The organism is Ruegeria sp. HKCCE4148 (assembly GCF_017872495.1).
Taxonomy (GTDB): Bacteria; Pseudomonadota; Alphaproteobacteria; order Rhodobacterales; family Rhodobacteraceae; genus Ruegeria.
The window spans coordinates 96,867-115,924 of sequence record NZ_JAEDOS010000004.1; the positions used below are offsets into that span (position 1 = coordinate 96,867).

Here is a 19,058-nt window from a genome sequence, read left to right on the forward strand (position 1 = left end):
GAATTGTGGCGCTAGGGTACGCCCATGTCGATTTGGACTCGCATATCAGACGCTCTTAGCGCACTTGCACAGGGCGAAAGCCTGACCGCTGTTTTTGAAAAGCTTCGCTCACCGCCTGAACGCTCGGTGGCGTTTACGATTGCCGTCATTGCGCTGGGCGCAAAAATGGCTAAGGCAGACGGGCAGGTGACGCGGGACGAGGTCACAGCCTTCCGCGACGTGTTCCAGATTGCACGCGAGGATGAGGAGGGCGCGGCGCGGGTTTTCAACATGGCGCGCACGGATGTGGCCGGGTATCAGGATTATGCCCGCAAGATCGCCCGGATGTTTTCCGAAGACAGCACCACACTGTGCGACCTGATGGAAGGGCTGTTTCACATTGCGATGGCCGACGGGTTCTATCATCCCAATGAGAATGAGTTTTTAGAAGAGGTCAGCCGCATCTTTGGCCAAACAGATGCGCAGTTTTTGGCCTTGCGTGCGCGGTTTGTGCCGGACGCACCCAACGACCCATATGTGGTTCTGGGAGTATCCCGGGATATGCCCGTGGCCGAGATCCGCAAGGTCTGGCGTCAGCTGGTGCGCGAGACACACCCGGACGCCATGATGGCACGCGGGGTCCCCGAAGAAGCGATCCGGTTGGCTGAAAAGAAGATGATCGACATTAATCGCGCCTGGGACGAGATCAACGGCGCGGCGGCCTGAGGGGATGCGGTTGGCGACCTATAATATCGAATGGTTCGCCAATCTTTTCGACAAGAATGACGCCCTTATTGTCGATGACAGCTGGTCCGGCAGGCACGATGTCACCAAAGCGCAGCAAGTTGAGGCAATTGCCAAGGTTCTAACCGCGATGGATGCCGATGCAGTGCTGATTGTCGAGGCACCGAACACCGGCAAACGACAAAATACAGTGCGTGCTTTGCAAGGCTTTGCCGAGGCATTCGAACTGCGCACCGCCGATGCGGTGATGGGCTTTGCCAATGACACACATCAGGAATTGGCACTGCTGTTTGACAGAACTGTTCTGAGCGCACGTCACGATCCAAAAGGGGGCATTGAAGACGGGTCGGCTCCTCGGTTCGACGGTGAATTCAGAATTGATCTGGATGTTGACGCGACCGAAGACATTGTTGAGTTTTCCAAACCGCCAATGGAACTGGCGCTGACGACTAAGGCAGGCAATGAAGTCAGGCTTATTGGAGCACATCTGAAATCAAAGGCGCCGCATGGGGCAGAGTCCAGGGACGAAGCGATCCGAATCTCGATTGCCAATCGTCGCAAGCAGCTAGCGCAGGCAGTTTGGTTGGCCCGAAGGGTTGAGACGCATTTAGAACAGGACGAGTCTGTCATTTTGCTGGGGGATCTGAATGACGGGCCGGGGCTGGATGAATTTGAACACCTCTTTGGGCATTCATCTGTTGAGATTTTGCTGCAGTCCGGGCTGTATGATCCGCACGCGGTCAGGGCACATGAATTTCGGCCAGGTTCGATCCCGTCCACTGCGCGCTTTGCGCGCCCCGAAGAGGGCCGATTTCTGGAGGCGCTTCTGGATTACATCATGATTTCCCAAGATTTGCGTGCCTTTGATCCCGTCTGGCGTATTTGGCACCCATTTCGGGATACTGTTTGTTGGTCTGAACCCGAAATGCGGCAAGCGCTGTTGACAGCTTCGGATCATTTTCCGGTCACTCTGGATATTGACCTGTGATCTTTGCAGCCTCTGCCCAAAGGTTTATATCAAGGCTATGAAACGGATTGTTCTGATCAGCATCGTGTTGGCATCATTTGCAATGCCAGCTTCGGCCCAAGAAGACACTGGAAAATCCCTGATGGAGCAGGGAGCCGAGTTATTTTTCGAAGGGCTGCGCAAGGAAATGGAACCGGCGCTGGATGACTTGCTTGGATTGGCGGATGAGTTCGGCCCAGCCATGCAGTCGTTCTTGCAAGAGATGGGCCCGGCGCTGGCGGAACTGGCAGCTCAGGTCAAGGATTGGAGCGCTTATGAGGCACCCGAGATCCTGCCCAATGGCGACATCATCATCCGCAAAAAGCCGGTTGAAGACCTGCCTGAACATGAAAACAAGGACGAAGAGAACCCCGAGGGCACAACTGATATCTGAGTTTGCCTCAGCCCTTGATGATCACCTGCGTTTCAGATTTCAGGGCGCTTGCCAGCGAGTTCAGGCGTGCCTCGGCCACTTCGCTGAACAAAGGTGCCGCAGCCTCGGGTAAATACAGTTCTAACTCGCGCTTTTTCGGATAGAATTTCAGGCGCCCCATATTGGCTTCGTTGTGCATCCAGAGCATTGCGCCAAATCGCATGGCTTTTCCCAGAATTTCGGCCTGCTTCTGGTCTTTCTCGTCTAGCAACTCATACAGGGGCGTAAACCGGTTGCCTTCGCGTTTGTTCTTGTAACGATGTTGCAGGGCCAACCCGATAAAGACACGCTCGGAATGTTTCAAACCCCCAAGATTGGCGCGAGTGACATTGTCAAAGCAAACCTCGGCCCGATAATCGGGATGAGCGCGCCAACTGACATCGTGCAGCAGGCACGCGGCCTGAATCAGGCGTACGCGGCTGGGCGGGGCAGATTTGAACAGCGGCATGACAAAGTCATACAAGTTGCGGCCAAAACCAGGCAGACGCGCATCCTTTGCTTCGGAAAAGCGGCTGGCTTCGATCAGGGGGTCGCGGTCCCGCAGTTCCTGCGGCATCTGTTCATACAGCAACCCTTCGCGGATGCCATAGCTCGAAATCGCGATATCCTTGGGTTTGAAGGTTCGGATCAGCCGGGCCAGAACATCCATTGCATAAGGAATCAGCGACATACGAGAGCTTGAGACCCCAGCCTCGCCACGCAGTTTTTCGTAGTCGCTTTTTTCTATGAACTTGATGGTATCGCGCACTTGTTTGGTGGTCATTCGGTATTCGTGCAGCACGTTCAGCGGATAGCCCCGCCGCAGCATGTCCAGTCGCGCAAAAGCTCGCCAACTGCCTCCGACCAGAAACAGGCGATCTCGCTGCGGACCCATCTGATCGCGCAACTCTTCCATTGTTGACTTGATATGCGCCTTTCGGGCTCGTCGCCCGCCTTTGATGTCGCGCAGCTTTAGAGGGCCTAGGGCAGAGGTCACGCGACGACCAACCTGACCATCGCCGATTTCGGCTAATTCCATGGACGAGCCGCCAATGTCGCAGATCAGGCCGTACGCACCGGGCCAGCCTAGCAACACGCCTTGTGCAGACAGACGTGCCTCTTCCGCGCCGTCGATTACGGCCACATGCAACCCGGTTTCTGCCTCGACCTGTGCGCAGAAATCCGGGCCGTCTTCGGCCTCACGCACCGCAGCCGTGGCCACCACATGCAGCCCGGGCAGATCCAGATCCATCGCCAGATGCTGGAATCGCCGCAGCGCCGCCAGTGCACGGTCACGCCCGCGTGGGTTTAACCGGCCCGTCTCGGACAGGCCCGCGCCCAGTTCGCACATCACCTTTTCGTTGTAAAAATAAGCCGGCGACCGGGCTGCGCCGTCGAAGATCACCATCCGAACCGAGTTCGACCCCACATCGACCACTCCGACCCGCGACAGGGCACGTGTGCCAGGGTCGTCGAACAAAGGTTTTCCGAAAGGTCCCCAGTCCGGGATGTCGGTTTCGACGGTCTGATCCATGTGTCTTCCAGATAGTGCAGTCAGAGGATGCGAAATTGGAGCTTGCGGGTCAATCACCCGTGTCGACCTCGTCCGGGCTTGTGTTCAAAATCCGAACGGCCAATGCGCGTGTGATGTCACGCTTTTCCGCTAATGCCAGATGGTCGAGTTGCGCAACAACGTTTGCAGCGGTTTCAAACCGTCGATCCATATGTTTCACGAGATAAGCGATGACTTCGGGGCCAGGATTCAACTGACGATCCACAAACAGTTTGGCCAGCACCGCGCCCAGAAGCGCGTCGTCAGGCGGGTCCAATGCGACGTGATGGGCCCCTTCAACGCGGCTTTGAAGATCCGCCAGGGGCAGTTCCCAAAATTTCGGTGCAAGCCTGCCGGTCATTAACAAGGCATGCCCTTCGGCCAGCACCAGATTGTGCAGGTGAAACAGTGTTTTCTGCTGTTCCAAATCCCCGGCGACCATGGGTACATCTTCGACGGCGATCGGTCCTCGCGCCAGATCAGGTACGTCGTCATAGCGCAGGTCTGCTGCCTGAACGATCCGACCGCCGGTTTCAGCGGCCCAGACATGCGCCAGATGAGTTTTGCCCGCGCCCGCCGGTCCGCTCAGTACCAGCTTGTTTCCGGGCCAAGACGTGGCCGAAATCATCGCAACCGCCAGAGCATTGGAAGGCGAGACAAAGAAATCCTCACGCCCAAGCGCAGTTTTGGCGGGCAGGTCAAAGCTGAGTTGTCGGGCCATTTACTCGGTTTCCTGATCCTGACTTTCAAGACCGGTGTAAAGTCTGCTGTCCAGATACAGCGAAGTTGCAAACCGCGCCAGCACGCCAAGCGCTGCTGCGACGGGGACTGCGATCAGCATACCGACAAAGCCAAACAATGCGCCAAAGACCGAAAGCGCCAGCAGCAGCCAGACCGGGTGTAACCCTACAGAGTTGCCGACCAATTTGGGTGTCAGGAAATTCCCTTCGGTGACCTGGCCAATGGCAAATATGCCCGCTATCAAACCGATATGTGCCCAATCGCCCCAGAACTGAAACAGCGCGAGCCCAATGGCCAGCGTTCCACCAATCAAGGCGCCCAGATAAGGAATGAACGTGACCAACCCCGCAATAAAGCCTACGATCAGGCCGAATTGCAGACCCGCGAGCATCAGAGCGACCGCGTAATATGTGCCAAGGATAAGGCAAACGGTACCCATCCCGCGCACGAAAGAGGCCAAAACGGCGTCAATCTCGACCGCCAGCCGCTTGATGGTTGGGGCGTGGTCGCGTGGCAAAAGCTCTCCGATGCGAGCGATCATGCGGTCCCAGTCCAACAGCATATAGACCGCGACAACCGGTACGATGACCAGCAGAACCACAATGTTGATTGCGGACCCCAGAGAGGTCAGCACCGTCTGCAGAACATCCCCTGTCTTGGACTTCAAAGTATCGCCAAAAGATACCAACATCTGGTGCGTGCTTGATTCCCGATCCAAAAGGGACGGAAACTGTCTTTCGATAAAGCCGCGCAACTCTTTGAACAGGGCCGGCAAGACATCAACCAGGTCCAATAGCTGTGTGATCAAGGCGGGTACGACCATCAGGATTGCCAACACGAACCCCAATACGCCCACAACCGTGATGATAGCTGTGGCCGCCATGCGCGAAAGGCCAAGCCGCTCAAGCCTATCCGCGACAGGATCAAGGAAGTAGGCAATGGCCCCGCCGATCACAAACGGCAGCAGGACGTCTCCCAAGGCCCAGAGGATCAACGCAAAAACCGCAGCGGCGAAGCCCCAGTATCTTAGTTGATCCTTAACCGGCAATGCCATCGCGATCCCCTTTTGGCAGGTCATTGACGGTGTTCTTGGCGTATCAAGCCCCGTGATGCAAGCGCTTCATGTGGCCTGAAATTGCGGCGGTTAGTCCTGTAGCGTCCCCAGTTCCGGCGTGTCCTCGTCTGCGGCTTCATCAGGCCAATTGGTACGCCAGATTTCTGCAGACCAATGTCCGCAATGGACAGCAGGTCGGTCGAAACCAGGTAGCGTGGGCAGCAACGGCTGGACAATAACATCGTGGCGGGGGACGGCGAAGTAAGGGAAAGAGTATCGCTCTTTGCCTGACCGGTTTACCACCCGATGTGGTGTGGATTTCAATCGCCCGCCTGACCATAGCTCTAGCATATCGCCAATGTTGACCACAAAGCCGCCGGGTGGGCAATCCGGTGTGATCCATCCACCGTCACGCGTTTGAACCTCAAGTCCACCCACCGGATCAGGGGCGATGATGGTCAGTGCGTCCGTGTCTTTGTGCGGATGGATGCCATAGCCCGTTTCATCGTCTGCCTGCGGCGGGTAGTGCAGAAGGGTCATGTTGGTCATAGGGTTCTGAAACGCACTGCGCAGAGCGTCGGGCTTCAAACCCAGACCGTTTTCTAATGCGCCGAGCAACAGATCGGTAACGCGATCCAGTTGGGCCCAATAGTCCAGAATGGTCGCCTTGGCACTTGGCACCTCATCCGGCCAGAGGTTTGGTCCGTACAGAGCACAATCCGCACGTATCGGCGCGTCTTCTGCAACCTCGTGGTGCAGCTTGTACCCTTCATATTTGTCGGCCTTGCCCGAGCCATCGTTGGGAGTGAAGAACCCCATGGGAATATAGCCGCGATAGTTTTCGCGGGTGATGGCCTGATCCCATTTGCGCGACTCATCGATGGCAAAGATGTCTCGGGTCGTTCGTCTGACTTGATCAACGGTTTCCCGAGTCACGCCTGTCCCGGTGATGGACAGGAACCCGATCCCGGTACAAGCCTCAAGGATGTGTTGCACCGTTGCTTCGTATGCATCGGTTTTCGGTTCGGTCAGAGGCGAGATGTCGATTGTTGGAATGCTGTCCATCAGTGAATCCTGACCCCTTGGCGTTCCAGTTCCGTATGGACAGGTGCCAAATTCAACTGGTCCAGGTCCTGATTGCTTTTGAGTGAAAGTGCGGCCGCAATGCCTGCACCCTGACCCATGACGGCGCAACAGGCCATGTTGCGCGTGGCGGCATGAGCCACTCGGTCCGCGCCATGCGACCGGCCCGCGACCAGCAGGCCCTTGACCCCTTTGGGCAACATCGAGCGATAGGGAACCTGCATGTACCGCCCCGTGGTGGGCAGGATCAAAATGCCATAGCCGTCTATGAATTCGGGATAAATGCCAATGGTATCTTCAAACCGACCCTGATGGCGGGCGTCGTTTTCTGTCATGTTGTACAGGGCATCGATCTTGCGGGTGTCGCGGATGCCAATAGTCATTCCGAAGTTCCGAAGCCGCGCGTTTTCGCATCCGGGCATGAACCTTCGTAGGGCATCGATGGCTAACATCGACTGTCGGCGGCCTTCGATCTCACCGCGTGTCAGGCTGTCAGGGTCGGTCCCGTCGATCTCGGCCAGATGGATGAGGTTCATATACGTCAGCTCACCCGTGTCATGCATTGCGCCCCAGGTGCCCGCGATGGTGTTGAGATGCGGGGGGATCAGACCTTGATCAATCGCCTGCTGGAACGGTTTGTGAACAAAGGGCGAGAACATGTCGTCCTCTTTGCCGCTGGTCTCAATATTCCACTCACCGCCGCCGCCCCAGTCCTTATAGGTTTGCGGGTCGGCTTTCACGCCCTCCATGAAGGCGCGCTTGTCGACACCGGCCAGATGGAACATGACCGAGGCGGCCATCATGTCTTCGCGTGGGGTCTTGTGGGTCGGTGCGCCTGCGCGGTGCGCCACATCTGCGTCGCCGGTGGCGTCGATTACCACTTTGGCCAGGATCGCCTCGCGCCCCGCCTTGGATTCGGTGATGATGCCGGTGATCCGGTCGCCATCCATGATGGGGGCGACGAACTGGCGATGAAGCATTGGGTGCACGCCTGCCTCTTCGACCAGCTTGTCGGCCACCAGTTTGAACCCTTCGCTGTCCAGTTCATAACTGAGCGACTGGCTTTCAGGCACCGCCGCGCCCATGTCCTTGGCGCGGGTTTCGAATTCCATCCCGATTCCGCCAGCCTCAATGGTTTGCTCATGGCGATACCATGCGAAACCCTCGACACCCACAGCAGTGATGTTGCCGCCCATGCAACCAAAGCGGTCGACCAGAGATACTTCGGCCCCGGCCCGCGCCGCCGCCAGTGCTGCGGCCAGCCCTGCGGGACCAGAGCCAACAACCAACACGTCGGTCTGATGGATGACAGGGATTTGGCGGGCGGGTTCCTGAATTGTTTGCATCGGCGCCTCGTGGAATTAGCAGTTCCGTTACAATTGAAATTCTCAATTGGCGGGTCAATCAAAAAACCGACTGACGCGAAGTCGCAAAAACGCCAATGTCCGATTGCCCCCGGCGGGGCTTTGGAATAATCACCTGTGCAGTCGATTTCTTACCTTTGAAGGTCCACCTATGCGCCTGAGCCGTTACTTTCTGCCCGTTCTCAAGGAAAACCCGTCTGAGGCTCAGATTGTCAGCCACCGGCTGATGCTACGTGCCGGGATGATCAAGCAGGCTGCGGCCGGGATTTATTCGTGGTTGCCGATGGGTTTCAAAGTGCTGCGCAAGCTGGAAAACATCGTGCACGAAGAACAGGCGCGCGCGGGCCATATCGCGATACAGATGCCGGTTTTGCAATCGGCCGATCTGTGGCGCGAATCCGGGCGCTATGACGATTACGGTCAGGAAATGCTGCGGATGAAGGACCGGCATGACCGGGACATGTTGTTTACGCCCACGGCGGAAGAACTGGTGACAGATATTTTCCGCGGTCACGTAAGCAGCTACAAAGATCTGCCGCTGACGCTGTATCAAATCCAGTGGAAGTTCCGCGATGAAATCCGCCCGCGTTTTGGCGTGATGCGGGGCCGCGAGTTCTATATGAAAGACGGCTACAATTTTGACCTGACCAAGGAAGATGCGCTGCACGCATATAACCGCCATCTGGTCAGCTATCTGCGCACTTACGAACGCATGGGTCTGCAGGCGATCCCGATGCGCGCCGATTCAGGCCCCATTGGTGGCGATGACACGCACGAATTCCTTGTGCTGGCTGATACCGGTGAATCCGAGGTCTTCTATGACAGTGCCGTCACCGACCTGACATTCGGAGACCGCGAGATCGACTATGACAGCCGTGAACAGTGCCAGGCCATACTGGAAGAGTTCACTTCGAAATACGCGCGTACCGACGAAACGCATGACGCGGCGCTGTTCAACCAGATCCCCGAGGAGCGCCGTCGCGTTGCACGAGGTATTGAGGTCGGGCAGATTTTCTATTTCGGCACCAAATACTCCGAACCTCTAGGCGCGACCGTACAGGGCCCTGATGGCAAACCGGTTCCGGTACACATGGGCAGCCACGGTATCGGCGTCAGCCGCTTGGTAGGTGCGATCATCGAAGCAAGCCATGACGATAAGGGCATCATTTGGCCCGAGGGAGTAACGCCGTTCCACTGCGGTATCGTGAATCTGAAACAGGGTGATGAACAAGCAGATGCGGCCTGTGACAAGATATATTCGGCGCTGACCGCTTTGGGTCTGGAGCCGTTGTATGATGATCGAAAAGAACGGGCTGGGGGCAAGTTTGCAACCATGGACCTTATCGGTCTGCCTTGGCGCATCACCGTGGGTCCACGTGGTCTGAAGAATGGTGTGGTTGAACTGACTTGCCGCCGCACTGGTGAAAGCGAAGAGCTAAGCCCCGAAGCGGCTGTCACCAAAGTTGCAGAAATCTATCAGCAGATCGCCTGATCGCGATCATCGGATGCTGCGCTGACAGTCACGGCGAGTACATCAGATCTGGCCGCTAACTGAGGCCAAAGCAAAGCGACCGGCCCGGGCCTTAATTTTGGTCTGGTGTCGGACGCTCTGCCAGAACGTCGCCATCGGCGTCGTCGCCTCGAGCGACCACAATGGGACGACCCAGACGGCTGACCAGTTCACGAAACTCGAGGCCCAGAAACCGTAGCCCACAAACGCGTGCGTCGGTTGTTCGATCCGTGATGCACAAACGGCCCTGGCGAAACACCAGTCGATATCCTTTTTCTTTTAGGATGTCTGCCAAATTGCTCCAGCTTGCCGCGCTGACAAAGATCGGCCGAATGGCCGCGCGCAGCAGTGCTGCTGTTTCACAATCCAGTTCTGTTGATGCCCTGCGAGTCGGAATTGAGCCCGCGCCATTGGTAGAAATTTGAAAATTCATTGAGCGACCCCCGCTCGTTAAATGTGTTCCCCCGTAGTTAGGGTGACAAAGTTTCCAAAAATAATCAAAATGAGTAATAAAATTTCACCATCATTGTTGCCTTTTCGATTCACAGACTCACGAAGCGCGATGATTAACTTCATAACTGAAACAATCCGGTCGTGTCTGTGAAGGTCTTCACAACTCATGGTATAACGCTACGTTTCGAAGTCATCCATTTTGCGGCGACTTATCTGTGGTGACCCGAATCAATGCGGCTCATTCGGGCCGAGGTATGGGGTCTTTGCGACTACCGGCTTGACCATCGGGAGAAATGCCGAAACTGTCGCCGCAAACAAGAAACACCCCGGAGCAGGCATGGCCAAGACACCCCCGCCCTTTGCCCCTTTTGAATGGAAGATCGCCTGGCGTTACCTTCGGGCCCGCAGGGCTGAAGGTGGTGTAAGTGTGATGACGTGGATTTCTCTGATCGGTATCACGCTTGCAGTGTTCGCACTGATTGCGACGTTGGCGGTTCGGTCGGGCTTCCGTGCGGAATTTGTGGGCACAATTCTGGGTGCCAACGCACATGTGACAGTCTATTCGTCCGGGGAAATTGATGATCAGGGTCAGGTCGACCGAACGATAGCCGATTACGAAGATCGCGCAGCCCGGATCGCGCAGGTCGCCGGAGTTGAACGGGCTGCGCCTTTGGTAAAAGGGCAGGTGTTGATCACCAATCGCGACCGCAGCAGTGGGGTTGAGGTGTTTGGCATCCGACCCGACGATCTGTTCGATTTGCCGGGTATCGCCCAGGCAGAGCAGGCCGCAGGCGATCTGACAGAGTTTCAAACAGGTGAAGATGTCATCGCCATTGGATCCGGTGTTGCGCGCAGTATCGGAGCCACCGTGGGGGATGTCGTCAAGCTGACCTCGCCAAATGGGGTCAAGACCGCCTTTGGCACTTCACCGCGTGTAAACGCGTATCGCGTTGTCTATGTGTTTTCAGCTGGTCGCTACGACATCGACCGCACCCGCGTGTATATGCCGTTTTCGCAAGCTCAGAGTTTCTTCAACCGTGAAGGTGTTGCGGATGAGATCGAAGTGATGGTGCAGCAGCCGGAAAGTCTGGGTCCAATTCTGATTTCGATCATTGAGGCCTCGGGCGAACGCAGTCAGATATGGACATGGCAGGATGCGTCCGGCGGCTTTCTTCGCGCGCTGGAAGTTGAAGACAACGTGATGTTCATCATCCTTTCGATTCTGGTTCTGATTGCCGCGATGAATATCGTTTCGGGCCTGATCATGCTGGTTAAAAACAAGGGTCGAGACATCGGCATCCTGCGGACCATCGGTCTGAGCGAAGGGTCCGTTCTGCGGGTCTTTTTCATCTGCGGTGCATTCACCGGCCTGATAGGAACGGCGATGGGTGTTATTCTGGGATGCCTATTCGCAATCTACATCGATCCGATCTTTTCTTTTGTGAATTACGTGATGGGCGGTGGTGTCTGGGACCCGTCGATCCGCGGCATTTACGCTTTACCGGCCGAGTTGCACCTGAGTGACGTGCTCAAGGCCATCGGCCTGTCGCTTGGCCTGTCTTTCATCGTCACCTTTTTCCCAGCCCGTCGTGCGGCACGGCTGAACCCGGTCGAGGCGTTGCGTTATGAGTGATGTCACATTGCGTCTGAGCGGGCTGACCAAAACCTACCTAAAGGGCACACCGGGCGAGGTGCAGGTACTACGTGGGGTCGATCTGGACTTACGCGCGGGGGAGGCCGTTGCGATGGTTGCTCCGTCAGGTGCGGGCAAATCAACGCTTCTTCACATCGCGGGCCTGTTGGATAGGCCCGATGAAGGCTCGGTCGAGATTGCCGGTCAGAGCGTGACCGGCAAGGGTGATCGTACCAGAACTGCACTACGTCGGCGGGACGTCGGGTTCGTGTATCAGTTTCACCACCTTCTGCCCGAATTCACAGCTTTGGAAAACGTCACCCTGCCACAACTGGCGAATGGCGTTTCTGAAAAAGCTGCGCAGGCACGGGCTATGGACCTTCTGGATCGGGTTGGCGTCGCCCCACGTGCCAGCCACCGCCCTGCGGCGTTGTCGGGCGGGGAACAACAGCGTGTGGCCTTTTGCCGGGCGCTGGCCAACGCACCGCGTGTTTTGTTGGCGGATGAGCCGACCGGCAATCTGGACCCGGAAACCTCGGATCAGGTTTTTGACGCGCTGATGGCACTGGTGCGCGACGAAGGGCTTTCGGCCTTGATTGCGACCCACAACCTGGATCTGGCGGCTCGTATGGACCGAATGGTCAAGCTTGAGGGCGGGGTGCTCAGGCCAGTTGCGTGATTGCAACGCCTATGGCCATTACGGCGATTCCGCCGGCTCGTATCCATGTCAGTGGCGTGATCTGAGCGCCAAATAGGCCAAAATGGTCAATCGCCGCTGTGCTGATCAATTGCCCCAGCAATACAAAGAAAACCGCGTTACCGACACCGAAGTGCGGGGCCACGTGGGTGATCGACAGAACATAGAACGAGATCAGAACACCGGCCAGCAACAAGTGTTTCGGGGTCGCAGCCACCTTGGAAAGCGCTTCGAGACCCGGAAATAGAAGCATCACTAAGGCCGACGCGATAAAGGCGATCGCAAACAGGATCACGGCGGCGGTGGTTGGGGAGCCAATCAGCTTGCCTAGGGCCGCGTTCAACGCCGCAAGAATAGGGACGCCGATCCCGGCTGCCAGCATAATCGCTGCGTATTGTGTCATGGCCCGTGCCCTCCGCCTGCGTTGATCTGGATCATTGCGCCAAGACATCCGCCGGGCAACCCTTCAATTGTCAATCTTGACAGGAGGATAGGATGTTCAAGGCAACCCTTGGTGCGCTGGTATTGTCGGTTTCAGTCGTATCGTCTCAGGCCGCTTTGGCGCAGGACGCCAAGATCGGACAAGAACTTTACATGCACTATTGTGCAACCTGTCATGGGATTGATGCGACCGGGCAGGGGCCTATGGCCAGTGTGTTGGTCGTGCAGCCGACTGATTTGACCGATTTATCCGGCCAGGATGGTCTTTTCCCAACCGCCCGCGTAGTTGGCCGGATCGATGGACGGGACCCTTTGGTCAGCCACGGCAGCCCGATGCCGGTGTATGGCCCGTATTTTGATGGGCAGGACACATCGATGAAAACGCCGCAGGGACAGCCGATCCTGACAAGCCAGCCTATTGTGGATCTGGTGGCCTATCTGGAAACGCTTCAGGACTGACTGCAAATCCCGTCTACTTCGGCTTCGCTCCACGGCAAAAGAACCGCTCGTTCACGCCCTTTTTCCGGCAACGGAGACAGGTCGAAATGTGCGCCCAACATAGTGTGGAGCCTTGCTGTGCGTTCGGCCTGAGGGTCCAGCGCACGGCAGCAAACGTATTCTTCGACGATCGCGCCCTGCTGTTCGAAGCCGTAGGACAAAAAGTCAGGCGAGGTGTCCAGATCGAACAGATACGGATCCCGCCGCCCGCCATGCTCCGCCGCGGCCCGTAAAGGGTGATAGCCGGTGGTTGCGCGATTTTGCCATTGCCAGACATGGGTCAGTTCATGGGCCAGCAGCATCGCGGCAATCAGGTTCATCTGATCGGGGAAGTCGGTCATATAATCTTCCAGATACCAGTCGCGCGCAAAGTAGACCTTGTTGAAAAGGGCGACGGCAGCTGGTTTGCCTGTCACAAGCCCAGCTTCGACCGGCGGCAGAATAAGCTCGCGGCAAGCCTGACGTGGGCGTTCCTCTCGGAAATACGTCACCGGGGCGACCGGAGCCCCTTCGACCAGACGCACACTATCCAGGTTCAGTGTTTCTCCTTGGATGCTTTCTGCAAACACGCGCTCTGGCTCTGTCAGCGGACGACCGCAGGACGATAGAAACAAGAGAGAAACTAGAAATACGCGCAGAACCATACGTAGAATCCTAGTCTGCCGCGCCGGTTCCGCAAACCGTTTTCACAGGCTCATGGCCAGCACCCGGCTGATTTCGGTCAAGGACCGCCCGGATTGGTCCATCCATGTATTAAAAGCTTTCTGGACGGCCAACATCGCTTTCTTGGACGTGGCAGGTTTGTCGATCACGCCTTCGGCGATCAGCCGGGCGGTAACGTCCTGGGACAGAATAAAACTGTCACGTCCTATGAAACGCATCGCGTATTGCGCAGACGCACCGCCCAGTCGCGACCCGCGCTTGGCCAGCAGTGCCAGCAAGTTGATGTAATCTGCCGAGGGCCAGCCCCCCAGTACTTTGCCCGCACCGCCTTCTTCGCGCAGTTCCATCAGAAACGCGGCATTGTCACGAACGGCTGCGATCTTGGTGCCGTTGCGAACGATTCGTTTGTCTTGCAGCAACGCATCGAATTTTTCGTCATCCATAAACGCGCATCGACCCACGTCGAACCCGTCAAATGCCACCTCGAAACCATCCCATTTGTTCTCGATGACCTTCCAGTTGAACCCGGCCTGAAAAACACATTTGGTTAACATGGCAAGCCAACGATCTTCGGGTATTGCTGCCAGTTCCTCAGGGCTTTTGGGTTTGTGCAGCATGGCTTGCAATGCATCCGGCCCGCCGTGCCGTGATGCTGAGATGTCGAAGATTTCGTCAAAGGTGCGCATTTGTTCAATCTCAAGGTTATGCTGAAAATGTTTATCGTTTGTTCCGGTTTTGCAATGGGGAATCAGTTCTTGCGCGTTGAATCGGTGGATAACGGGCTTTGACCTTGACGATGAAAAAACGGGCTTTTGCAAAGTATTTCTCGACAAACGGTCGAAATTTGGTTTTGATTGACTCGTCAGTCAATGTCCCGTGTGAAAAACAGGGGCATGGGACAGGTCGGGTTGAGCGCCGCAAGTGCGCTTAAGTGGAGCGAAAAAGAAAGAGTAGGGCGAAAGACTTTGCTTTTCACAATCGCCACACTTTCCTTTTCCGACAAAGTTTGTGCATGTTGCGACATGATGGTGTCGTCAAACAAGAGACCCGGCAGGAAGGTCATAACCGGGTTCAGGAAAACAATTAAGACTGGGAGAAAGTCCATGAAGAAACTGAGTGTAAGCCTAATGGCTCTGAGTGTTGCAGGTGCGGCGCAGGCGGCGGACATGGGCGCTGTGGATGAACCGATCAAACTGGCGATCAATGAATGGACCGGTCAGCACGTGACCACACATGTGGCGGGTGAGATGCTCAAGGCAGCTGGGTACAACGTCGAATATGTGACAGCGGGTATGATGAACCAGTTCCAGGCGCTGGCCGATGGCGACATCGACGCGACACTGGAAATCTGGTCGTCCAACGTGTCAGACGAATACGCCAAGAAGATCGACGAAGGCACCGTGGTTGAAATCGGTGATTTGGGCTTGGATGCCAAAGAGGGCATTGCGTACCCGGCACACGTGGCGGATCTGTGCCCGGGCCTGCCCGCGTGGGAGGCACTGAAGGATTGTGCGCAGGTTTTCGCAACCGCTGAAACTCTGCCCGGTGGCCGTCTTGTCGACTATCCGGCCGATTGGGGCACACCCGGCGCAGACCGCATGACCGGCCTGGAACTGCCGTTCAAAGCAGTTCCGGCGGGGTCCGAGGGTGCCCTGATCGCCGAACTGCGCGCCTCGACCGAGCGTAAATCACCGCTGCTGATCACCTTCTGGCAGCCGCATTGGGCGATGTCGGCCTACGACGTTCAGTTCGTCGACCTGCCTGCGGGAGAAGAGGCGTGCTTTAATGATCCGGCATGGGGCCCGAACCCCAATGCAGTGAATGACTGCGATTTCTCGCCGTCTCGCATCTTCAAGGCCAGCTGGAGCGGTATGGAAGACAAGTGGCCCGCCGCTTATGAAATCCTGTCAAACTATCAACTGGCGGTCGAAGACCAGCAACCGATGATGGGTGCGATCGACGTTGATGGCGGTCAGGTCGAAGAAGTTGTTGCTGCGTGGATGGCCGAAAACGAAGGCAAGTGGCGTCCGGTTGTTGACGCAGCGACGCAGTGAGCACGTAAGTGACTGACGCGACTATGCCAGCCATTGCCTGCCAGAACCTCTGGCAGGTCTTTGGCCCCGGCGCTGAAAAGGCCCTGACCGACGCGCTGTCTCGGTCAGGGAATGACGCTGATAAGGCCGCCTCCGATCTGCGGGAAAACGGATTCATCCCGGCGGTGCAGGATGCCAATTTCGAGGTCAAAGAAGGCGAACTGTTCGTCATCATGGGCCTGTCAGGCTCGGGTAAATCCACGTTGATCCGTTGTATCTCGCAACTGTTGCCCGGCACGGGAGGCGAGATTCGGGTCGACGGCGCAAATGTCATCGGAGCCTCAAAGAAGGCCTTGACCGAGTTGCGCCGCAAAAAGCTGGGTATGGTGTTCCAGCACTTTGGCCTGTTCCCGCACATGACCGTTGCCGAAAACGTCGCTTATCCGCTGCGCGTGCAAGGCGTGAGCAAAAAGGAACGTCTGGCAAGGGCGCAGGAAGTTATCTCACTCGTCGGTCTGGAAGGGCGCGAAGACAGCTTTCCTCGCCAGCTTTCAGGTGGTCAGCGTCAGCGAGTAGGCATCGCGCGGTCCTTGGCCGTGAACCCCGATATCTGGTTTCTGGACGAGCCATTTTCGGCCCTCGACCCGTTGATCCGTCGCCAGTTGCAGGACGAATTTCTGCGCATTCAGGCGACATTGAAGAAGTCTATCGTCTTCATCACCCACGATATTCAAGAGGCGCTGAAACTCGCTGACCGCATCGCGATCATGCGCGACGGCAAGATCGTTCAGATCGGTACCCCAACTGATATCGTGCTGCGACCGGTTGATGATTATGTGCGCGAGTTTTCCAAGGACGTGGCCAAGGGTCAGCACGCCAAGGTCGCTTCGGTCATGCGGAGCGAGGCGGAATGTGGTCCGGACGATCCCGGCCTGACCACTTCGATGACGCTGGATGCCGCCCTTGCGCATTGCATGGAACTGTACGAGCCCGTGCCGGTGCGGGATGCCAGCGGCAATGTCGTCGGCACGGTTCATCCCTCGGATCTGGCCTCCGCATTGCAGGTGGACGAAGCATGACCGCTGTCACTGATCTTCCGACGCAACACAGCGCGTACCTGACGGCGGGTGCGAAGGCTGCTTTGATCACGGTCATCGTCGGTGCGGTTTGCCTTGCGTTTGAGGGCATCGCCCCGTGGCTGGCCAAATGGCCTGCCGCATGGGAACTGCCTGCAACCCAATGGGTTGGGGCATTTCTTGACTGGTTTCTCAACCTGATCAAACCGGCGATGCGGCTGTTCTCGGACATGATGACCTATCCAATGAACTGGGCGAATTTCGTGTTAGGCAATACGCCATGGCCCATTCTGATCGGGATTGTGACCGCGCTGGGCTGGTATCTGGGCGGAATGCCCATGGCCGCGTTGGGTTTTCTGGGGCTCAGTTTTGTACTGGCGTCCGGCTATTGGGCTGAGAGCATGAATACGCTGGCCCTTGTTGCCGTGTCGGTCCCGGTGGCACTTATTTTGGGGGGTGGTATCGGCATCCTTGCCAATGAAGTGCCGAAGGTTAAAACCTTTGTTCAAGCCGTTCTGGATGTGATGCAGACGGTGCCGACCTTTGCGTATCTGACACCGCTTTTGCTGCTGTTCGGCTTTGGGCCTGTTGTTGGCCTGATCGCCTCGGCCATCTACGCTGCGCCGCCTATGGCGCGCAATGTGATGCTGGGGTTGGAGCGGGTCGAGCCCGAGATCAAAGAAGCCGCCATCATGTCTGGTGGCACTCGGTTCCAGCAATTGTTTCAGGTCGAAATCCCTGCTGCCACAACGCAGATCATGGTCGGTGTGAACCAATGTCTGATGGCCGCCTTGTCGATGGTCATCATTGCCGCCGTTATCGGAGGTTTCAACGATATCGGCTGGGAGGTTCTGCTGACCATGCGCAAGGCGCAGTTCGGTGAATCGCTGATGGCTGGTCTGGTCATCGTGGTCTTTGCCGTGGTGATCGACCGGATGAGCGGCACGCTGGCAACCGAGCGCAAGCGCTATGACAGCCGCGTTGTCTGGGCCATGCTGGGCTTTGCTATTATCTTCACGGCCGCCTTCTGGGCGTGGCTGCCGAACCCGTCCGAACTGACCCTTCTGGACCCCATGGCCGAAGCCGTAGACAGCGGCCTGACGGCGTTTACGCAAAACAATGGCCCCTGGCTGGATGCGCTGAAGAACAATTCGCTGTTCTATGTGCTGCTGCCTTTGCGGATCGGGCTGGATCAGGCAGTTCTGCCTTTCACCTGGGGCTTTCAGTGGACAGCGGGCATGAGCTACGGCCTGTTCACCGTTGGTGCTGTGATTACGCTGCTGATGGCATGGCGTGGGCGGCTGACGGGTGGCTTGATTGTTTTGATCCTGATCGGAATGCTGGAAACCGGCATCGCGAACCTGCCATGGCCTTTTGTCTTGACCGGAGCGGCTGCTCTGGGCTGGGTTGCGGGCGGTTGGCGTCTTGCCGCGCTATGCGTGGGTCTGCTGTGCACCATTCTTGTTTCAGGTCTTTGGGAAAGGGCGCTTCTGTCGCTCTACCTCAGTGGTGCAGCAGTGTTTTCCTGCGCAGTTGTCGGCGGTCTGATCGGCCTTGCCAGCGCGGTATGGGAGCCTGTGTGGAAAGTGGTCCGCCCGATCTGCGATATGCTGCAGACGATTCCATTGTTTGTGTTCCTGATCCCCGTGCTGATGGTGTTCCAGATCGGTGAGTTCTCGGCCTTTCTCGCAATCTGTGCCTACGCCATCGTCCCCATGATCCGCTATACGCGGCATGGGCTGGTCAACACGCCAGAAGAAATGATGGAGGCCGCTGTCTCCAGCGGTGCGACCGAGTGGCAGATCATGCGGGATGTACGTGCACCTTATGCTGCACCGACCATACTGCTGGGGCTGAACCAAACCATCCTTTATGCCTTTGCGATGCTGGTCATCGCGGCGTTGATCGGGACCACCGGCTTGGGTCAGTCGATCTATCTGGCGCTGGGTCAGGCGGATGTCGGGCTGGGAATTTCGGCCGGGGCCGCGATGGCGATTCTGGCACTGATCGCAGACCGCATCGTGCAGGGCTTTGCCGAAGAACGCCGCGCGGCACTTGGCTTGTAACACAGGGCAGGGGCGGCATGTCTGCCCCTGCGCAAAACTTGATTTCGGACAAG

The 19,058-nt window shown here is 57.1% G+C and carries 20 protein-coding genes; 10 read left to right on the top strand and 10 right to left on the bottom strand.

Going from position 1 to position 19,058, the window contains the following annotated elements:
* Window positions 1-24 precede the first annotated feature (24 nt).
* From I9187_RS13820 to I9187_RS13830, 3 genes are read left to right on the top strand one after another with little or no spacing between them, the layout of a single operon-like run.
* Window positions 25-705 (top strand): molecular chaperone DjiA, encoded by a 681-nt coding sequence (locus I9187_RS13820; RefSeq protein WP_171175422.1) that lies wholly within the window; start codon window positions 25-27, stop codon window positions 703-705.
* A 4-nt stretch (window positions 706-709) separates the two neighbouring features.
* The gene (locus tag I9187_RS13825; RefSeq protein ID WP_171237220.1) at window positions 710-1,711 is read left to right on the top strand and encodes an endonuclease/exonuclease/phosphatase family protein; all 1,002 of its coding nucleotides are present in this window, start codon (window positions 710-712) and stop codon (window positions 1,709-1,711) included.
* Window positions 1,712-1,748: 37 nt separating this feature from the next.
* Window positions 1,749-2,123: a hypothetical protein gene (locus tag I9187_RS13830; protein WP_171175418.1), complete on the top strand. Its 375-nt coding sequence runs from the start codon at window positions 1,749-1,751 to the stop codon at window positions 2,121-2,123.
* Between the two features lie 7 nt (window positions 2,124-2,130).
* On the opposite strand, the gene I9187_RS13835 is transcribed toward I9187_RS13830, so the two are convergent.
* The 5 genes from I9187_RS13835 to I9187_RS13855 all read right to left on the bottom strand — a co-directional run bounded on the left by I9187_RS13835 (window position 2,131) and on the right by I9187_RS13855 (window position 7,917).
* On the bottom strand, window positions 2,131-3,675 hold the full coding sequence (locus I9187_RS13835; RefSeq protein WP_171175416.1) for a Ppx/GppA family phosphatase: 1,545 nt from the start codon (window positions 3,673-3,675) through the stop codon (window positions 2,131-2,133).
* A 49-nt stretch (window positions 3,676-3,724) separates the two neighbouring features.
* Window positions 3,725-4,414, bottom strand: coding sequence for a DnaA/Hda family protein (locus I9187_RS13840; RefSeq protein WP_171727835.1), 690 nt, complete (start codon window positions 4,412-4,414; stop codon window positions 3,725-3,727).
* Window positions 4,415-5,488, bottom strand: coding sequence for an AI-2E family transporter (locus I9187_RS13845; protein ID WP_171176236.1), 1,074 nt, complete (start codon window positions 5,486-5,488; stop codon window positions 4,415-4,417).
* Between the two features lie 90 nt (window positions 5,489-5,578).
* Window positions 5,579-6,553: an isopenicillin N synthase family oxygenase gene (locus I9187_RS13850; protein ID WP_171237223.1), complete on the bottom strand. Its 975-nt coding sequence runs from the start codon at window positions 6,551-6,553 to the stop codon at window positions 5,579-5,581.
* A complete protein-coding gene (locus I9187_RS13855; protein WP_171175412.1) occupies window positions 6,553-7,917 on the bottom strand; it encodes an FAD-dependent oxidoreductase in 1,365 nt (454 codons plus the stop codon). Before I9187_RS13855 ends, I9187_RS13850 begins: the two co-directional genes overlap by 1 nt.
* A gap of 169 nt (window positions 7,918-8,086) precedes the next feature.
* On the opposite strand from I9187_RS13855, the gene proS reads away from it, so the two are divergent.
* The gene (proS, locus tag I9187_RS13860; RefSeq protein ID WP_171235493.1) at window positions 8,087-9,427 is read left to right on the top strand and encodes a proline--tRNA ligase; all 1,341 of its coding nucleotides are present in this window, start codon (window positions 8,087-8,089) and stop codon (window positions 9,425-9,427) included.
* Between the two features lie 91 nt (window positions 9,428-9,518).
* Here the strand turns inward: proS and I9187_RS13865 are convergent, their stop codons facing one another.
* Window positions 9,519-9,878, bottom strand: coding sequence for a hypothetical protein (locus tag I9187_RS13865; protein WP_171175409.1), 360 nt, complete (start codon window positions 9,876-9,878; stop codon window positions 9,519-9,521).
* 357 nt (window positions 9,879-10,235) lie between these two features.
* Between I9187_RS13865 and I9187_RS13870 the strand changes: the two genes are divergently transcribed.
* Both I9187_RS13870 and I9187_RS13875 read left to right on the top strand, forming a co-directional pair.
* Window positions 10,236-11,531 (top strand): lipoprotein-releasing ABC transporter permease subunit, encoded by a 1,296-nt coding sequence (locus I9187_RS13870; RefSeq protein ID WP_171727833.1) that lies wholly within the window; start codon window positions 10,236-10,238, stop codon window positions 11,529-11,531.
* Window positions 11,524-12,210, top strand: a complete 687-nt coding sequence (locus I9187_RS13875; RefSeq protein WP_171175405.1) for an ABC transporter ATP-binding protein — start codon at window positions 11,524-11,526, stop codon at window positions 12,208-12,210. The genes I9187_RS13870 and I9187_RS13875 overlap by 8 nt, the downstream gene beginning before the upstream one ends.
* Here the strand turns inward: I9187_RS13875 and I9187_RS13880 are convergent.
* The gene (locus I9187_RS13880; protein WP_171175403.1) at window positions 12,194-12,631 is read right to left on the bottom strand and encodes a DMT family transporter; all 438 of its coding nucleotides are present in this window, start codon (window positions 12,629-12,631) and stop codon (window positions 12,194-12,196) included. The genes I9187_RS13875 and I9187_RS13880 overlap by 17 nt on opposite strands.
* A gap of 92 nt (window positions 12,632-12,723) precedes the next feature.
* Here I9187_RS13880 and I9187_RS13885 point away from each other — a divergent pair, with 92 nt between their 5' ends.
* Complete coding sequence (locus I9187_RS13885) at window positions 12,724-13,128, top strand: cytochrome c (protein ID WP_171175401.1); 405 nt, start codon at window positions 12,724-12,726, stop codon at window positions 13,126-13,128.
* On the opposite strand, the gene I9187_RS13890 is transcribed toward I9187_RS13885, so the two are convergent.
* The 3 genes from I9187_RS13890 to I9187_RS13900 form a co-directional block, all read right to left on the bottom strand.
* The gene (locus I9187_RS13890) at window positions 13,119-13,811 is read right to left on the bottom strand and encodes a hypothetical protein (RefSeq protein ID WP_171237227.1); all 693 of its coding nucleotides are present in this window, start codon (window positions 13,809-13,811) and stop codon (window positions 13,119-13,121) included. The genes I9187_RS13885 and I9187_RS13890 overlap by 10 nt on opposite strands.
* A 42-nt stretch (window positions 13,812-13,853) precedes the next feature.
* Window positions 13,854-14,516 (bottom strand): DNA-3-methyladenine glycosylase I, encoded by a 663-nt coding sequence (locus tag I9187_RS13895; protein WP_171175397.1) that lies wholly within the window; start codon window positions 14,514-14,516, stop codon window positions 13,854-13,856.
* Window positions 14,517-14,692: 176 nt separating this feature from the next.
* Entirely contained in the window at window positions 14,693-14,935 is a 243-nt protein-coding gene (locus I9187_RS13900) for a hypothetical protein (protein ID WP_171175395.1), read from the bottom strand.
* Between I9187_RS13900 and I9187_RS13905 the strand changes: the two genes are divergently transcribed.
* Genes I9187_RS13905 through I9187_RS13915 form a run of 3 tightly spaced genes read left to right on the top strand, consistent with a single transcriptional unit; the run spans window position 14,934 to window position 19,005 of the window.
* Window positions 14,934-15,884 (top strand): ABC transporter substrate-binding protein, encoded by a 951-nt coding sequence (locus I9187_RS13905; protein ID WP_171237229.1) that lies wholly within the window; start codon window positions 14,934-14,936, stop codon window positions 15,882-15,884. The two genes, I9187_RS13900 and I9187_RS13905, sit on opposite strands and share 2 nt — an antisense overlap.
* An 8-nt stretch (window positions 15,885-15,892) precedes the next feature.
* Window positions 15,893-16,942 (top strand): betaine/proline/choline family ABC transporter ATP-binding protein, encoded by a 1,050-nt coding sequence (locus I9187_RS13910; protein WP_171175391.1) that lies wholly within the window; start codon window positions 15,893-15,895, stop codon window positions 16,940-16,942.
* A complete protein-coding gene (locus I9187_RS13915; RefSeq protein WP_171175390.1) occupies window positions 16,939-19,005 on the top strand; it encodes an ABC transporter permease subunit in 2,067 nt (688 codons plus the stop codon). The genes I9187_RS13910 and I9187_RS13915 overlap by 4 nt, the downstream gene beginning before the upstream one ends.
* The last annotated feature ends 53 nt before the right edge of the window (window positions 19,006-19,058 follow it).

What these genes read in the sequence shown, in the direction of transcription:
- I9187_RS13820 (WP_171175422.1), top strand. Translation starts at nt 25, where the DNA reads ATGTCGATTTGGACTCGCATATCAGACGCTCTTAGCGCACTTGCACAG.
- I9187_RS13825 (WP_171237220.1), top strand. Translation starts at nt 710, where the DNA reads ATGCGGTTGGCGACCTATAATATCGAATGGTTCGCCAATCTTTTCGAC.
- I9187_RS13830 (WP_171175418.1), top strand. Translation starts at nt 1,749, where the DNA reads ATGAAACGGATTGTTCTGATCAGCATCGTGTTGGCATCATTTGCAATG.
- I9187_RS13835 (WP_171175416.1), bottom strand. Translation starts at nt 3,675, where the DNA reads ATGGATCAGACCGTCGAAACCGACATCCCGGACTGGGGACCTTTCGGA.
- I9187_RS13840 (WP_171727835.1), bottom strand. Translation starts at nt 4,414, where the DNA reads ATGGCCCGACAACTCAGCTTTGACCTGCCCGCCAAAACTGCGCTTGGG.
- I9187_RS13845 (WP_171176236.1), bottom strand. Translation starts at nt 5,488, where the DNA reads ATGGCATTGCCGGTTAAGGATCAACTAAGATACTGGGGCTTCGCCGCT.
- I9187_RS13850 (WP_171237223.1), bottom strand. Translation starts at nt 6,553, where the DNA reads ATGGACAGCATTCCAACAATCGACATCTCGCCTCTGACCGAACCGAAA.
- I9187_RS13855 (WP_171175412.1), bottom strand. Translation starts at nt 7,917, where the DNA reads ATGCAAACAATTCAGGAACCCGCCCGCCAAATCCCTGTCATCCATCAG.
- proS (WP_171235493.1), top strand. Translation starts at nt 8,087, where the DNA reads ATGCGCCTGAGCCGTTACTTTCTGCCCGTTCTCAAGGAAAACCCGTCT.
- I9187_RS13865 (WP_171175409.1), bottom strand. Translation starts at nt 9,878, where the DNA reads ATGAATTTTCAAATTTCTACCAATGGCGCGGGCTCAATTCCGACTCGC.
- I9187_RS13870 (WP_171727833.1), top strand. Translation starts at nt 10,236, where the DNA reads ATGGCCAAGACACCCCCGCCCTTTGCCCCTTTTGAATGGAAGATCGCC.
- I9187_RS13875 (WP_171175405.1), top strand. Translation starts at nt 11,524, where the DNA reads ATGAGTGATGTCACATTGCGTCTGAGCGGGCTGACCAAAACCTACCTA.
- I9187_RS13880 (WP_171175403.1), bottom strand. Translation starts at nt 12,631, where the DNA reads ATGACACAATACGCAGCGATTATGCTGGCAGCCGGGATCGGCGTCCCT.
- I9187_RS13885 (WP_171175401.1), top strand. Translation starts at nt 12,724, where the DNA reads ATGTTCAAGGCAACCCTTGGTGCGCTGGTATTGTCGGTTTCAGTCGTA.
- I9187_RS13890 (WP_171237227.1), bottom strand. Translation starts at nt 13,811, where the DNA reads ATGGTTCTGCGCGTATTTCTAGTTTCTCTCTTGTTTCTATCGTCCTGC.
- I9187_RS13895 (WP_171175397.1), bottom strand. Translation starts at nt 14,516, where the DNA reads ATGCGCACCTTTGACGAAATCTTCGACATCTCAGCATCACGGCACGGC.
- I9187_RS13905 (WP_171237229.1), top strand. Translation starts at nt 14,934, where the DNA reads ATGAAGAAACTGAGTGTAAGCCTAATGGCTCTGAGTGTTGCAGGTGCG.
- I9187_RS13900 (WP_171175395.1), bottom strand. Translation starts at nt 14,935, where the DNA reads ATGGACTTTCTCCCAGTCTTAATTGTTTTCCTGAACCCGGTTATGACC.
- I9187_RS13915 (WP_171175390.1), top strand. Translation starts at nt 16,939, where the DNA reads ATGACCGCTGTCACTGATCTTCCGACGCAACACAGCGCGTACCTGACG.